General features: G+C 70.3%; 11 protein-coding genes and 1 pseudogene. 10 read left to right on the plus strand and 2 right to left on the minus strand.

From position 1 onward, the window contains the following. Positions 1-89: 89 nt before the first annotated feature. Both EUA98_RS04955 and EUA98_RS04960 read left to right on the plus strand, forming a co-directional pair. Positions 90-878: a DeoR/GlpR family DNA-binding transcription regulator gene (locus EUA98_RS04955; RefSeq protein ID WP_130101564.1), complete on the plus strand. Its 789-nt coding sequence runs from the start codon at positions 90-92 to the stop codon at positions 876-878. A gap of 125 nt (positions 879-1,003) precedes the next feature. Next, positions 1,004-1,150: pseudogene (locus tag EUA98_RS04960) on the plus strand (aquaporin); the annotation flags it as partial. A gap of 114 nt (positions 1,151-1,264) precedes the next feature. Here EUA98_RS04960 and EUA98_RS04965 read toward each other — a convergent pair. Then, positions 1,265-3,220 carry a right-handed parallel beta-helix repeat-containing protein gene (locus EUA98_RS04965; RefSeq protein WP_130101565.1) on the minus strand — a complete coding sequence of 652 codons (1,956 nt, stop codon included), beginning with the start codon at positions 3,218-3,220 and terminating at the stop codon, positions 1,265-1,267. A 248-nt stretch (positions 3,221-3,468) separates the two neighbouring features. After that, positions 3,469-4,521: a LacI family DNA-binding transcriptional regulator gene (locus EUA98_RS04970; protein ID WP_130101566.1), complete on the minus strand. Its 1,053-nt coding sequence runs from the start codon at positions 4,519-4,521 to the stop codon at positions 3,469-3,471. 298 nt (positions 4,522-4,819) lie between these two features. Here EUA98_RS04970 and EUA98_RS04975 point away from each other — a divergent pair, with 298 nt between their 5' ends. From EUA98_RS04975 to EUA98_RS05010, 8 genes are read left to right on the plus strand one after another with little or no spacing between them, the layout of a single operon-like run. Continuing rightward, the gene (locus EUA98_RS04975) at positions 4,820-6,124 is read left to right on the plus strand and encodes an ABC transporter substrate-binding protein (protein WP_207218975.1); all 1,305 of its coding nucleotides are present in this window, start codon (positions 4,820-4,822) and stop codon (positions 6,122-6,124) included. Positions 6,125-6,166: 42 nt separating this feature from the next. Beyond that, a complete protein-coding gene (locus tag EUA98_RS04980) occupies positions 6,167-7,129 on the plus strand; it encodes a carbohydrate ABC transporter permease (protein WP_242511281.1) in 963 nt (320 codons plus the stop codon). After that, entirely contained in the window at positions 7,126-8,070 is a 945-nt protein-coding gene (locus tag EUA98_RS04985) for a carbohydrate ABC transporter permease (RefSeq protein WP_242511282.1), read from the plus strand. Before EUA98_RS04980 ends, EUA98_RS04985 begins: the two co-directional genes overlap by 4 nt. A gap of 45 nt (positions 8,071-8,115) precedes the next feature. Continuing rightward, positions 8,116-8,880, plus strand: coding sequence for an SDR family NAD(P)-dependent oxidoreductase (locus EUA98_RS04990; RefSeq protein WP_130101567.1), 765 nt, complete (start codon positions 8,116-8,118; stop codon positions 8,878-8,880). After that, on the plus strand, positions 8,877-10,700 hold the full coding sequence (locus tag EUA98_RS04995) for a heparinase II/III domain-containing protein (protein ID WP_130101568.1): 1,824 nt from the start codon (positions 8,877-8,879) through the stop codon (positions 10,698-10,700). Before EUA98_RS04990 ends, EUA98_RS04995 begins: the two co-directional genes overlap by 4 nt. 56 nt (positions 10,701-10,756) lie before the next feature. Further along, the gene (locus tag EUA98_RS05000; protein ID WP_242511283.1) at positions 10,757-12,676 is read left to right on the plus strand and encodes a DUF4962 domain-containing protein; all 1,920 of its coding nucleotides are present in this window, start codon (positions 10,757-10,759) and stop codon (positions 12,674-12,676) included. Continuing rightward, the gene (locus tag EUA98_RS05005) at positions 12,673-13,305 is read left to right on the plus strand and encodes a hypothetical protein (protein WP_130101570.1); all 633 of its coding nucleotides are present in this window, start codon (positions 12,673-12,675) and stop codon (positions 13,303-13,305) included. Before EUA98_RS05000 ends, EUA98_RS05005 begins: the two co-directional genes overlap by 4 nt. Next, positions 13,302-14,492 carry an MFS transporter gene (locus EUA98_RS05010; RefSeq protein ID WP_130101571.1) on the plus strand — a complete coding sequence of 397 codons (1,191 nt, stop codon included), beginning with the start codon at positions 13,302-13,304 and terminating at the stop codon, positions 14,490-14,492. Before EUA98_RS05005 ends, EUA98_RS05010 begins: the two co-directional genes overlap by 4 nt. The last annotated feature ends 77 nt before the right edge of the window (positions 14,493-14,569 follow it).

The raw sequence follows: 14,569 nt of genomic DNA on the forward strand, positions 1-14,569 counted from the left end.
GGAGTTGCACGGCTTGCGGCAGAACTCTGCACGATAACGTGCAATACTCGCTGCTACAGTGACCAACGAGATGACAGAGAGGTCAGCCCATGTCACGCCGCGCGGACATCATCACGATGCTTCAAGATCGTGGCTTCCAGAGTGTCAACGACCTCGCAAGCAACTTCGGCGTCGACTCCTCGACGATCCGGCGAGACCTCGACAAGCTCGAGGCACAGGGGCTCGTTGAACGGACCCACGGCGGGGTGATCCTCGCCCACGGCGGCACGCTCCCAGCCACGCAGCCCGAAACGCTCCACGCAGCCGAGAAGGAAGCCATCGGCGCCGCGATGGCCGAGCGCGTGCTCGACGGTCAGACGATCTTCGTCGACAGCGGCGCGACGACACTCGAGGTCGCCCGGCACCTCAACCACGCACGCCTGACCGTCGTCACGAACGATCTACGGATCGGGCTCGAGATCTCGAGCAAGCCGTCGATGCATCTGGTCTTCATCGGGGGCGAGCTCCTCGCCGGGAGCTACGCAATGTGGGGCCCGATCTCTATCCAACAGATCGAGAACCTCCGGGTGAACGTCGCGATCTTCGGCGCCGACACCGTCATGGAGGATGGCATCTACTCGACATCGAGCTATGAGATCGAGCTCAAACGCAAGATGCGTTCCATCGCGAGCGAGGCCTTCTTCGTCGCCGACAGCTCCAAGTTCGGTCGAGAGGCCCTGTTCAAGGTCTTCGGCTTCGAGGACTTCACCGCCGGCATCAGCGACGCGACGCTCGACCCGATTCGCGCCGCGAGCTTCCCAGTGCCCGTGATCCGCGCAGCGGTCCGGTCCCCGAAGGTCGGTGCCCGCCCTGGAGCGTTGGCGACCGCGCTCCGCTGATTCGTAGCAACCGATCGGATGCGCTCCGGCACGAACGGCCGGACGATCGCGATGTTCAGCGGGGAGTTGGGCGTCGCGCATGGCGGCCGCGATCACGATCCGCGAACACGCGTAGGCGAGGGCGGCGTGACCTCGGGCCGCGCGTCGCGCACTTCTTGCTCCCGATCAAGGGAAAGGGCTCCAGCGACTGGGCCTACAGCTGGGTCCCGGTCGTCGGACCGCTCGTCGGCGGCACGCTCGGCGGACTGGTTGGCGCCTGGTACATCGCCTGAGCGCTGAACCTCCGGTGCCCGGCGGCCGAGGGCGGCCGTCGGGCACCAGTCGAATCGCACCACGCAGGTCCCCCGTTCGCGAGCCCCCTTCCGCCGGCGAGCTCCGGGGGGACGTTACGGCCGGACGACGTCCGCGTCACCGGAGATCCGGACGTCCTCGCCGTTCCCGCGGACGGTGTTGTCGATGAGGCGGACGCGTTCACCTGCGTCGATGCGCAGGCCGCCGGAGTTGCCGGCAACGACGTTGCGCTCGAGGAGAACGTCGGTCGGCACGCCGGAGGCATGCCCCTCGTCTCCCTCGTCGAACAGCAGATGAATGCCCCAGAAGCCGTCCGCCCGGTTTCCGCTGATGACGTTGTTGCGCACGACCGTCCCCGGCGCGTTCCGTAGCTCAATGCCGGCCCGCGCCGGTGCGGCCTGGCTACCGGTGATGACGTTGCGCTCGATCAGGGTGTCGGGCGTCCCGAGCATGACGATGATCCCCTCGCGGTTGCCGCTCAGGACGTTGTCGTGCAGCCAGTTGCCCGGGCCGGCGGCGTCGTGCTGGGTCGCCGATCCCCCCGTGTTGCCCAGGGCGATCCCGGCCGCCTGGCCCCCCGTGACGGCGTTGGAGCGAATCTCGTTGAGGTACTCGTCCTCACCGTGCAGGTCGATCGCATCGAGGACGACGCCGGTGATCGAGTTCCCGCTGACGAGGTTGTTGTGCGTGAAGTACTGGAGCAGGATCGCGTGCCTCAGGTGCGTCCCGTCGAATGTGTTGCCGACGACGGCGTTGTGACGGGAGTCGTCCTCGTAGGCGAAGCGGTCCTGGCCGGGCGCGCCCTGGATCGCTATCCCGTAGCCCGAGCCTCCGCCGCCGACACTCGTGGCGTCGCGAAAGTGGCTGTCGCGGACGACGACCTCCCGGCTCTTCTCGATGCGCACGCCGATGCGCTGGAACCGCTCGACGGTCACGCCCTGGACCAGGACGCGCTCACTGGACCGGGCACCCAGGTGTGCGAGGTAGATGCCGTAGGCCGGACCGCCGCCGGCGTCGTCGTCCCGCGAGTCGGTGCTGAACGGACCGTCGTAGGTCGACGAGACGGTGAGGTTCGCAACGACCACGTCGCGGATGCCGTAGCCGCGCAGGACCTTCCCGGAGCTGGTCTGCGGCGTCAGCGAGGAGCGCAGGATCGTGACCGCCGCGCCCGCTCCGCGTAGGTGCACCCCGCTCCGCAGGGCGATGTTGGTCGAGGAGTCGGCCGCCTCCGTCGTCATCAGGTCGAAGGTGCCGGCGGGCAGCACGACCTCGTCCCCCGGCTCCGCCGCCGCGATCGCCGCCCGCAGTGCGGCGGCGTCGTCCCCGGTCGACGGTGCCGGGTCCGCGCCGAAGTCGAGGACGTCGATGCTGCGACCGGTCATCGCGGCCGGGTCCGTGATCACGAACTGGTCGCCGTCGGGCCCGACCAGCCCGGGCTCGGTCCAGGCGACGGCATCCGGCGACGGTGCAGGCAGCAGGGCCGAAAGGTCGTCGACCACGGCCCCGCCGGGATGCGCAGGGTAGGCGCGCACCTCGGTGAGGCTGTTCCAGCCGGACAGCGTGTTCCCGTGCCCGATGTATCGAATGAAACGCGCGTGGAGCCCGACGGCGACGGCTACCCCCAGCTCGACAGGCTCGAAGTTGAGGGTGGTTCCCGAGCTCACGCCGCCCTCGACGGCGACCGTCCACGACTCGCCGTCGAGGGAGGTCTCGACGTCGAACAGGGAGGGACGCCGATCGCCCTGGTGCCACGCGATCCCGAGGTAGCCCACCGGCTGTGCGCTCCCCAGATCGAGCTCGAGCCACGGGGGTGGGGCGGGGGCCTCGGTGAGTGCAGACCATCGTGTGCTGGGATCGCCGTCGACCGCGTTCTCGGGCACGTTGCCGTCGCTGCCCGAGGCGGTCACGGAGCTCACGATCAGGTGGTCGGGCGCCTGGGGAAGCCCTGCGGGAGCGGCCTGCGCGGCGACGTCGCCGCCCGCCCCCGGAATGGTCGCCGCGAGCACGACTACCGCGAACCAGCGCAGTGCAACGATTCGATGGGGTTTCATGACGTGACCATAGAAGGGGTCCGCGGCCGCCGTCAAGGGGCAGCATTGCCATCGCGATTCCGAACGTGGATGGACATCTTCGCAGGTCAGAGGCGCTACGAGAGGGCGCCAGTGCTCTCAAGGCGGCTGCAAGCGGCGAGGAACTCTGTGGTGCATCGTTACATCAAATCGCCCACTTGACCGGGACAGGCGAGGTCGTCGGGGCAGGGTTCAACCTCACCCCTGCGGCCGCGGGCTGCCGCGACGACCTAGCGAGAAGGCGGCTTGGCCGTCGAGTCGCGGACGACGAGCTCGGGCCGCAGGAGCACGGACCGGCCGGACTCGGTCGGCGCCGCCCCACTGTGGGAGGCGACCTCCGCCATCGCCAGGCGGGCCATCTGCGCGATGGGCTGGCGAACGGTGGTCAGCGGCGGGTCGTAGAGGTCGGCGAGCACGATGTCGTCGAATCCGACGACGGAGACGTCCCGTCCGACCCGCAGCCCAAGGTCCCGCAGCCCGCGGCACAGGCCGAGCGCCGTCATGTCGTTGACCGCCACCACCCCGGTGGGCCGGTCGTCGGTCGAGAACAGGTCGTGCGCTGCCCGGCGTCCGATCTCGGCGGCCTCGACGTCACCGAAGGGCGCGCCGTCGGAGGTCGGCCAGACGGCCATGTCCGCGACGTCGAGGCCGGCGGACTCGACCGCCGAGCAGAAGCCCTGAAAGCGCCCGGTCCGGTTCACCGAGCGCAACGAACCGGAGACGAACGCGAGCTTGCGATGGCCGAGGCGGGTCAGGTGCGACGCGGCGAGGAAGCCGCCGACGTTGTTGTCGATGCTGATGCTCACCACGGAGGCGGGATCGTCGGGCTGGGTCGGGCGGTCGAAGGTGACCAGCTGCAGCCCGCGGTCGATCACGGGGGCGAGGTGCTGGAGCGAGGGCAACGAGGTGCACAGCACCACTCCGCGCACACCGTCGTCCCACAGGTCCTCGACGTACCGCCGCTCACGCTCCGGATCGCGTTCGCTGTTGCAGAGCAGCACGTTGTACCCGTCCGCGAGGGCGGCGTGCTCCAGCTCGCGGGCGAAGGCCCCCCAGAACGGGTTGCCCACCGACGGCACGATCAGTCCGACCGTGCGGGTGCGTCCCGTCCGTAGCTGCCTGGCCGCGCGATTGGGCCGGTACCCGAGCTGCTCGATCGCCGCGGTGACGCGTGCGCGGGTGGCCGGGAGCATCCGTTCCGACCGTCCGGTCAGCAGGTTCGAGACGGTGCTCGGCGAAACCCCGGCCGCCCGCGCGACCTGCTGGATGGTGACCGCTCCCATGGTGCTTCCGCTCGATCGAGGTGGAACAGCAATCTATCGATGTCTTGGCCGAGTATATCGATGCACCGCTGATGACGCCACCTTCGACAGTTCGGGATGGGGTTCGGGAGCGAGGGTGCTCAGGTTCAGGCTTGACGCCGTGATCCGCGGCACATAATGTCGGTGCATCGTTACACCAGCAGTCGTGCTCGATCATCGAAGCGGCCAGCCCTGGTGCCACCGGCAATGACGCCGACGTCGACAAGCTCGCGGCAGCGTCGCCACCAATCCCGACCACGTCCCGCGGATGGAGCACAGCATGAGCACGAGGACCACGAGAGGGAAGACCGCCGCGATGAGCATCGCGGCCGCGCTCGCCCTGACCTTGACCGCCTGTGCCTCGGACAGCCAGGGCGCCACGACGACGACGGGGGGCGGCGAGGTCAGCGGCGAGGTCGCCCTGCTCACCCCCATCTACGAAGGCACCGAGGGGCAGCGCCTGCTCGAGGACGAGCTGCTGCCGCAGTTCTACGAGAAGTACCCGGACGTGAAGGTCACGGTCGACTACACCACCTACAACAAGCTCAACGAGAAGCTCACCACGTCGGTCGCCTCCGGCCTGATTCCGGACGTGATGATGATGGGCGTCGGCTGGGTGGAGGGGTTCGCCGAACGCGGGGTCCTCGCCGATCTCAGCGAGCGGGGCATCACGCCGGAGTCGCTCGAGGGCGACTACAGCGACGAGATCGTGCGCGCCGGCATGTGGGACGGCGATGTCTACGCGGTGCCGATCATGCTCGACACCCGCTTCGGCGTGGCCCGGATGGACCTGCTCAGGGAGGCCGGCTACGACGCGCCGCCGACGAGCTGGGACGAGCTCCTCGAGATGTCCGAGGCCCTGACGATCCGGGCGGCGGACGGCACCCTCGAGCGCACGGGGTTCGACATCCTCTCGCTCGACCCACGTCAGATGTTCGAGACGATGCTCTTCTCGGCCGGCGGCGACCTGTTCACCGAGGACCTCTCGGCACCGGCGTTCAACTCGGAGGCAGGCGTCGACGCGCTCCAGTTCGTCGTCGACCTCGTCCACGAGAGCAAGGTCGAGGACATCGGCTTCTCGTCCGCCAACGCCGACGTCAACCCGCTGATCAGCGGCCGCGCAGCCATGGCGATCACGCACAACAGCCTGTGGACCCAGACGGAGGAGGCTGCGCCCGAGCTCCTCGACCAGCTCGAGCCGTTCGTGATCCAGGGCGAGGCGCCGGGGATGTTCTTCGGCGGGACGCTGGCCACGATGGCCAAGAGCTCCAAGAACCCCGCCGCAGCGCAGGCCTTGCTCGAGTTCCTGGCCAGTCCCGGCCCCGCCCTCGCGGCGAACGAGCAGCGCGGAAACGTGCCGGCGCTGACGGAGCTGCTCGACAGCGACTACGTCAAGGGCAACCGCCTCGTGCAGTTCGCGATGGAGAACCTCGACTCCGCCAAGCGCGAGGGTGGTCCGTCCCAGTGGCTCGAGATCCGCGCCGAGATCAAGCCCGCCGTCGAAGCGGCCCTCCTTCGGCAGAAGACACCCCAGGAGGCCCTTGACGATCTCGCGGCCACCGCCAAGACCGCGATGGACCGCTGACGATGGGCTACCGACGCTCCCTGACCCGGGGAGGTGACCCGCGTGACTGACCTCCGGGCGGCGCCGAGCAACGCGTCGCGCACGTCGGACCGGGCGGCGGTGCCCCGGGCCCTGCGGTCGGCAGCACCCCGGCAGTCTCGATCCGGCCGGAAGATGCGCCGAGCCGGCTGGTTGATGGTCGCTCCGTCGATCGCCCACATCGGGCTGTGGACCGCCATCCCGGTGATCGCCACCTTCGCGCTCAGCCTGACCGACTACAACGTCTTCAGCGCCCCGCGGTGGATCGGGCTCGAGAACTACGTCGAGATCTGGGGCGACCCGACGTTCCGCAAGGCGACCTGGAACACCGTCGTGTACACCTTCTGGACCGTGCCCGTCTCGATGGCCATCGCGGTGGTCATCGCGGTGGCGCTCAACCAGAAGCTGAAGCTCCAGAACTGGTACCGGGCGGCCTTCTTCCTCCCCCAGGTCACGGCCACCGTGGCCATCGCGATGGTCTGGCTGTGGATCTACAACCCGCAGCAGGGCCTGCTCAACGCGGCACTGGCTGTCGTCGGCATCCCCGGTCAGGCCTGGTTGGCCGATCCGGACTGGGCGCTGTGGGGGGTCATCCTCGTGGGGGTCTGGCAGGGAATCGGCATCAAGATGCTCATCTACATCGCCGCCCTGCAGAACATCGACGAGAGCCTCTACGAGGCGGCCTCGATCGATGGGGCCTCGGCCGTGCGGAAGTTCTTCTCGATCACGTTGCCGATGCTCAAGCCCGCCACGTTCTTCGTCTTCGTGATCTCGATCATCGGCGCGTTCCAGGTCTTCGACCAGGTCTACGTCCTCACCGACGGCGGACCAGCGAACTCCACCACGATGATGACCTACGAGGTCTACCGCTCCGCCTTCCAGAACTTCCGGATGGGGATGGCCTCCGCGCAGTCGGTGCTGCTGTTCGCGTTCCTGCTGGTGGTCACGCTGGTCAGCCGCCGGGCAACTCGGAGTGATGCCGAGTGACCGCCACCACGGCCCGCGCCGCCATGACGGCAGCAGACCGGGCGGCGAACCCGCGCACGCGCCGGGCCCGGATGCGGAAGAAGAAGAGCTGGCAGAGCCGCGCGATCCTCAACCTCCTCCTGGGCATCGGTGCCCTGACGATGATCGTGCCGTTCCTGTGGATGGTCGTCACGTCGCTCAAGTCGCCGGCAGAGCTGGCGCAGTTCCCGCCGACCCTGTGGCCGCAGGAGTGGCGCTGGAGCAACTACTCCGAAGCGCTCCGCGCCGCCCCGTTCCATCTCTACTTCCGCAACAGCCTTCTCATCTCGGTCGGTCACACCGTCATGACCCTGACCCTCGCGTCGATGGCCGGCTACGCGCTCGCGCGGATCCCGTTCAAGGGGCGGGAGCTGATCTTCATGAGCTTCGTCGCGATGCTCATGATCCCGACCTACACCAAGATCGTGCCGCAGTTCCTCATCGTGAAGTTCATGCCGCTGTTCGGCGGCAACGACCTTCTCGGCCAGGGGGGCATCGGCTGGCTCAACTCGTGGTGGGCGCTGATCATCCCTGGCGGGCTGAGCGCGTCGGCGATCTTCCTGTTCCGCCAGTTCTACCTGTCACTGCCCAAGGAGCTGGAGGAAGCCGCCCGCCTCGACGGACTCGGAGAGTTCCGCATCTTCGCCCAGATCTACACGCCGCTGATCAAGCCGGCGGTGGCCACGGTCGGGCTCCTGACCTTTCAGGAGAGCTGGAACAACTTCCTGTGGCCGCTCCTGGTCACCACCCGCGACGACCTGCGCGTCATCCAGGTCGGCCTGGCCGTCTTCCAACAGCTCGAGAGCACGTCCTGGCACTACCTCATGGCGGGTACCACGTTGGCCACTATCCCGATGGTGCTGCTCTTCCTGTTCTGCCAGAGGTACTTCGTCGAGGGCTTCACCCATGCCGGGATCAAGTAGCTCCGGCTCCACCGCTCATCCGCCCGACCAGCCAAGGGAACCCCCATGCAGATCGACCTGAATGGCCGCCGCGCTCTCGTCACCGGCGCGGGCAGCGGTATCGGTGCCGCGATCGCCCGCGCTCTCGGCGCCAGCGGCGCCGATGTCGCCGTGCACTACGCGAACAGCAAGACCGGGGCCGACGACGTCGTCGACGAGCTGACGGGTCTGGGGCGGCGCGCCGTCGCAATCGGTGGCGACCTGACGGACCCGGCCCAGGCGTCCGCGACCGTTGCCGCGGCGGTCGCGCATCTCGGTGGTCTCGACATCCTCGTGACCAATGCCGGTCACCTCGTGGGACGCGCCACCGTCGCCGAGATGTCCGACGCGCACTGGGCCCAGGTCATGGCGGTGAACGTGTCCAGCACGTTCTTCGTCACCCGCGCCGCCGTTCCCCATCTGACCGACTCCCCCGCCGGCCGGGTCGTCCTGATGTCCTCCCTCGCGGCCGAGAACGGCGGCGGGGCCGGGTCGGTCGCCTACGCCGCGGCCAAGGCGGCCATCGTCGGCTTCGGCCGTGGCCTGGCCAAGGAGCTCGCCGGCGCGGGCGTGACGGTCAACGCGCTCGCCCCCGGCTTCATCGGCGACACCGCGTTCCACAACACCTTCACCCCGGCACAGGCCCAGCAGGGCATCGTGTCGGGCATCCCGCTCCAACGCGCCGGCACGGTCGACGACGTCGCCGGGGTGTCGGTCTTCCTGGCCTCCGGCCTGTCGTCCTACGTCACGGGTCAGGTCATCGACATCAACGGGGGGATGAACTTCCGGTGAGCACGATCCGGGCGGCCCGGGCCGGATGGTGGCACGACTACGTGTGCCCGACCCACGGCACCGAGCTCGATCCTCCTGAGCGCGATGCCTACCCCTGCCGGCACGGCTGCCGGTTCACCGGCGAGCCCTATGCCGCCGCCTGGCTCGTGCTCGAGCACCAGGCCGCGGCACGTGGCGCCCGGCTGCGTGCCCGCCGACACCTCACGGTGGGGTCGGCGTCCGACCGGGAGCAGGCGACCGAGACGGTGCGGGACTTCGCCGCCTACTACCGCGAGGTCTCCGCGGGTGGCTGGAGCGAGCACAGCGAGGCCTGGATGCTCCAGGGCAAGCTGTTCTCCCAGGCGTTGACCGAGGCCATCTGGGCGGTCCAGATCGCCGACGCCGTGACCTGCCTCGCGCTCGACGAGGTCGCCCGGAACGCCCTCGGCGAGGACGTCGGCGTCATGCTCGGCGGGCTGCTGGACACCGTGAGCGCAGCGCGGCAGATCCTCGTCGTGGATCGCTCGGAACCCGCGAGCAACTACACCGCCTGGCTCGACGCCGCCGGCGGATCTCTCAGCCGTGCGCTCGTCGCGCTCGGCCGGCCGGGCGACGTGACCGCCTGGGTCGACCGCACGCTCGAGCACCTGTCGCTGGCCGTGCTGGCGGACGGCTGGGAATGGGAGGGCTCCACCTACTACCACCTGTTCGTCCTGCGGGCCTCCCTGCTCAACCTCCGCGGCACCGACCCGGCCGCCCTCCCGCAGGACGCCGTCGAGCGCCTGGCGGCCATGGTCGGGGTCCTCGCCAGCCTGGCCGCACCCGACGGTGCGCTGCCCGTGCTGCACGACGGGCCGTACGACCGGACCGGCATGGACCTCGAGGTGCTCGAGGTCTGCGTCCTCGCCGGGCAGCTCTGGCGCACGACCGGCCTGTCGACGGTCGAGGCCCAGGTGCGCCTTCGCCTCGGCGAGAAGGACGACGGCCTGGAGGATCTCCTCGGGGGATGGTTCGCGGGCTCACCCCTGCCCGGCCTGACGCCGGCCCGCGCGTCCATCCACTTCGACCAGGCCGGCTACGTCGTGCTGCGCGACCCGGACGACTCCTGGCAGGCGGTGCTCGACGCCGGGCCGCACGGGGGCTCGCACGGGCATCTCGACAAGCTCGGCCTGTACCTCTACGGCGACGGCGTGGCCTGGCAACCGGCCCCGGGCGTGCCCCCGTACGCCAGCCCCCTGCGACACGGGTACTACGCCCGCACGCTCGCGCACCCCACGGTGCGCGTCGATGGTGCCGACCAGGACCCCACCACTGGCGTCGTCGAGTCGTGGCAGCCGCGGGCGAGCGCCGACCACCCGGGGCCCCACGTGGTCGCCCGGGCGGACGAGGCCATCGCCGGCGTCACCCTCTCCCGCGAGCTCCTCATGACCTCCCGGTATCTCCTCGATGTCGTGCGTGCGGTCGTCACCGACGGCCAGACCCGGGAGATCACCCTCGCGCTGCGGCCGGCCGTGCCGATGGCGATCACGGCCGCGGACGGAGGTTGGCGCTCGACCTGGTCCGGCCCGCCCGGGCGCGCGTTGCACGGGGTGCACCGCACCTCAGCGCCGGCCATCCTCGCGCTGGTCCCGGGCCGGGGCACCTCCGACGATCCCGCCGTGGTCCTTCCTGTCGGCGACTGGACGGCGCACGCGAGGGACGTCACGTTCGTCTCGGCCTACGCGCCGGGCGAGAGCGCGGTCGTGACCGGCATCGACCTGGTGGGGGCCGACGGCGTCGTCGCAGCCGTGCGCGTCCACCTCGCCACCGGCCTGACGATCGAGCACGAGGTCGGCCGGTGAACGGCCCGCTGCTCCTGGCCGGGCGGGAGGAACGGCTCCGCCGGGAGGCTAGCGGCGTGCGGGCGCCTCAGTTCCGGCGCCTGCTCGACGAGTGCGAGCGGTATCGCGGACAGACCCTCGCCACCGTCCATCCGGAGGCGTCGATCACCTACTTCGGTCCCGCGGCCGCCAACCTCGCCCTGGCCTATCGCCTCACCGGTCAGGAGCACTACCTCACCGAGCTGCGCCGCTGGCTCGCCCCGCCGGTCTCGTTCTCGCACTGGGGCAAGGCCCACATGCCCGACCACGACCTCGACGCCGGGTGGCTGCTGCACGGGCTGTCGCTCGCCTACGCCTGGGCCGGGGACGCCCTGCCCGACGCGGAGCGCACCGCGCTGCGCGACAAGCTGATCCTGCAGGGCACCCGGATGTACGAGTTCGCGGTCGCGTCCGAGGGCGGCTGGTGGTCGTCGTCGTACTGGCAGAACCACAACTGGATCTGCTACGGCGGGCTGGCCACGGCGGGCTACGTGCTGGCCGACGAGCACCCGGCCGCGGCGACGTGGGCCGCGCGCGCCAAGGACAACTTCGACCTCGTGCTCGACCTGCTCCCCGAGGACGGCTCGAACAACGAGGGCGTCGTGTACTGGCGCTACGGGGTCCCCTGGCTCGTCAGCTACCTCGATGTCCTGAAGTCTGCTGAGGGGGTCGACTGGTTCCCCCGCAGCTCGTACCTGCGTGAGACGTTCTGGTACCGCCTGTACCAGGCGGCACCGGACTTCGAACGGATCGTCGACCACGGCGACTGCCATGACCGGCGCAGCGGCCATTCGGTGGCCCTGTACTACAAGCTCGCCGCGGAGTACCGCGTCCCGCAGGCGCAGTGGTTGGCGGCGAAGGTCGTCGACGGCTTCCTCTGGCGCGAGGCGTACGAGAGCGGGGTCAGACCCGGGGTTCGCCCCGAGGCCTACCAGGAGCTCCTCTGGTACGACCCGACTGTCATCGCGACGGGTCCCGAGACCCTGCCGCTGAGCCGGTACTTCCCCGATCTTGGCCTGGTGGCCGGCCGGACCTCCTGGGCGAAGGACGCCACCCTGGTGTCCTTCAAGGCCTCGCCCGGCGGGGGGCACAAGGCGTGGGTGACCTCGCACCGCATCGCGATGGACCGGGGCTGGACGACCCTCAACACCGGGCACCACCACCCCGACTCCGGCAGCTTCGTGCTGCTCGGGCAGGGCGCGTACCTCGCGGTCGACGACGGCTACTCGTCCAGCAAGCGCACCGCTCACCACAACGCGGTCCTGGTGGACGGCACCGGGTTCGTCAACGAGGACCGCTACGACGTCTTCAAGGGTCTCGGCGCCGAGCACACCGCGCACATCGTCACGACGACCTTGGGGCGAGGGTGGGTGCACGCCGTCAGCGAGGTCGCCGCGATGTACGCCCCGGGTCTGGGCGTCCTGCGGATGCGGCGCCACCTGGTGATGACGCCGTCGGGCGCCGTGGTGGTCGTCGACGACCTGGAGGCGACCGAGCCGCGACGGTGGACCTGGCTGCTCCAGACGGAGCATCCCGCGATCGCCGCCCGAGACGGACGATGGCTGGCGCCGGCCGGCAGCGGACAGCTCAGGGTCACCGCCCTGGAACCGGAGGGCACCGAGGACACGGTGACGCCCACGCGGGTCCACGCCAACCCCACGTCGTCGACCCCGAGCCTGGCGATCGTGAAGCTCCAGCACACCCTGCGACGCACGACTGCACCACGGACGGCCGCCCGGTTCGTGACCGTTCTCGAGGCCCGGACGTGGGACGACGACGGCGACGGCGACGTGCGCGCCTCGAGCTCCGGCCGAGAGCTCCTCGTGGTGGTCGAGCGCTCGGGGCTGGTCGAGGAGGTCGCGCTGCGGCTCGATGGCGTCACCGCGGTCCTCGCCGGTGCCGACGTCGCGGGTTCCGGCTTCGCGGGCCGGACGTCGCACGCGGGCCGCGGGCGATGAGCGCGGCGAGCGGGCGGCGCGAGCGCAGGTCCTGGGAGCAGGGGCTGCTAGCAGCACTCGCCTATCCGGCGAACCTCGCCTTCGCCGGCGTCGCGACCTTCCTGCTCGCCCTCCCCCTGGTCACCGCCCTGCCCGCCGCGATCGCCGGCGCGCGGGCGATGGACGGGTGGCTGCGGCACGGCGACGACACGGTCTTCACCGCGACGTTCCGGGAGTTCGCCGCCACCTGGCGGCGCACGCTGCCGCTCGGGGCGCTCAGCCTCGTGGTGGTCGCCCTGCTCGGGGTCGACGGCGCCTTCCTGTGGAGCCGGCTCGTCGGCGGAGGCTCCGCGGCGCTCCTCCTGGCTGCGGCGACGATCCCGGTGACGGTCACCGTGGCTCTCGTGCTCCTGGCCGTGCCGGTGGCAGCCACCCGCAGCCCTGACGGGTCGTGGCGCAGCTGGCTCGTGGAGGCGGGCTACCTCGTCGCCCGACGTCCGGCGCGGGCCGGCGTGCTGCTCCTCCTCACGGTCGCGTTCGCACTCACCTGCGTCCTGGTGCCGACGGTCATCCCCTTCTTCGGGCTGTCTGTCCCGGTGTACCTGGCCCTCGTCTCGCTCGGGCCCAGCAGTCCGGGCTCCGCCACGTGATCGTTGGTCCCCGACGGTGGTCCCCGCTGCGCGACACCCCGGCGGCCCTGTGGGTGCTGTACGCCGACACGTTCACCATGGCGGTCGGGTTCTACATGCTGATCCCGCTCCTGGCCCTGCACTTCCTCGACGACCTCGGGATGTCGATCGCGCTCGTCGGTGTGCTCGCCGCGGTCCGCAGCGCCTCCCAGCAGGGGCTGATGCCGGTGTCCGGGTGGATCGCCGACCGGGTGGACTATCGACGGGCGATCTGCGCTGGCGTCCTGGTGCGGGCGGGCGGGTTCGCGCTGCTCGGCACGGTCGGCAGCACGCCCGGCCTGGTCGTCGCCTCGGTGCTCACGGGGGTCGGCGGGTCGCTCTTCCACCCGGCGAGCTACGCCGCGTATGCGGCGTTGGCACGGGGACGCGACCACGTCCGCGTCTACTCCACCCGCGAGCTGGTCTCCAACCTCGGATTCGTCGTCGGCCCCGTTCTCGGCGGCGCCGTCGCGGGGCTGAACTTTCAGTGGGTGAGCTACGGCGCGGCGGCCCTGTTCCTGATCGCCTTCGTCGTCACGGCCGTCGGCCTCCCGGCCGGGCTGTCGGGGCCCGGTCGAGCGCGGCCCGACCTGCGGGCCGTGTTCACCGACCGCGCGTTCGTCCGCTACTGCGTGCTCGCCGGGGCGTTGTGGCTCCTCATCTCGCAGCTGTACCTGGTCGTGCCCGTGCGCGCGGCAGTCGTGCTGCCGGGCACGTTCGGGGTCGGCCTGGTCTACTCCGCCGCCGCGGTGATCATGGTCCTCACGATGCTGCCGCTGACCGGCTTCGCCTCACGCCGGCTCGAGGCCGGGCAGATCCTCTCCTGGGGGGCGTTCGCCCTCGCGACCGGGATCGCGGTGATGGGCCTGTGGAGCTCGCTCGCCGGGCTGCTCGTCGGGGTCAGCCTCTTCACCGTGGGACAGATGCTGGCCCAGCCGGTCATGAACGCCGCCGTCGCCGGCTACTCGAGCGACGGGTCCGTGGCCTCCTACTTCGGGGTCCAAGGACTGGCCCTCGCCGTCGGCGGTGTGGTGGGCAACCTCGTCGGCGGCGCGCTCTACGGCCTCGCGGCCCGGGGCGGGTGGGTCGCGCTCACCCCCTGGGTCGGCTTCCTCACCTGGGGCCTCGTCCTTGCCCTCGTCCTGCGGCGCCCGGGGTATGTCCGCTGACCCGCGCGCCGACCCTGGGCCGATGTTCCGTCCTTCCGTTCCGACCTTCCGTTCCGCCACCGCCAAGGGAGCTCCCC

The sequence above is a fragment of the Pengzhenrongella frigida genome, assembly GCF_004168625.1.
GTDB lineage: Bacteria > Actinomycetota > Actinomycetes > Actinomycetales > Cellulomonadaceae > Pengzhenrongella > Pengzhenrongella frigida.

Coding starts and splice junctions, on each gene's coding strand:
- EUA98_RS04955 (WP_130101564.1), top strand. CDS start 90: ATGTCACGCCGCGCGGACATCATCACGATGCTTCAAGATCGTGGCTTC.
- EUA98_RS04965 (WP_130101565.1), bottom strand. CDS start 3,220: ATGAAACCCCATCGAATCGTTGCACTGCGCTGGTTCGCGGTAGTCGTG.
- EUA98_RS04970 (WP_130101566.1), bottom strand. CDS start 4,521: ATGGGAGCGGTCACCATCCAGCAGGTCGCGCGGGCGGCCGGGGTTTCG.
- EUA98_RS04975 (WP_207218975.1), top strand. CDS start 4,820: ATGAGCACGAGGACCACGAGAGGGAAGACCGCCGCGATGAGCATCGCG.
- EUA98_RS04990 (WP_130101567.1), top strand. CDS start 8,116: ATGCAGATCGACCTGAATGGCCGCCGCGCTCTCGTCACCGGCGCGGGC.
- EUA98_RS05005 (WP_130101570.1), top strand. CDS start 12,673: ATGAGCGCGGCGAGCGGGCGGCGCGAGCGCAGGTCCTGGGAGCAGGGG.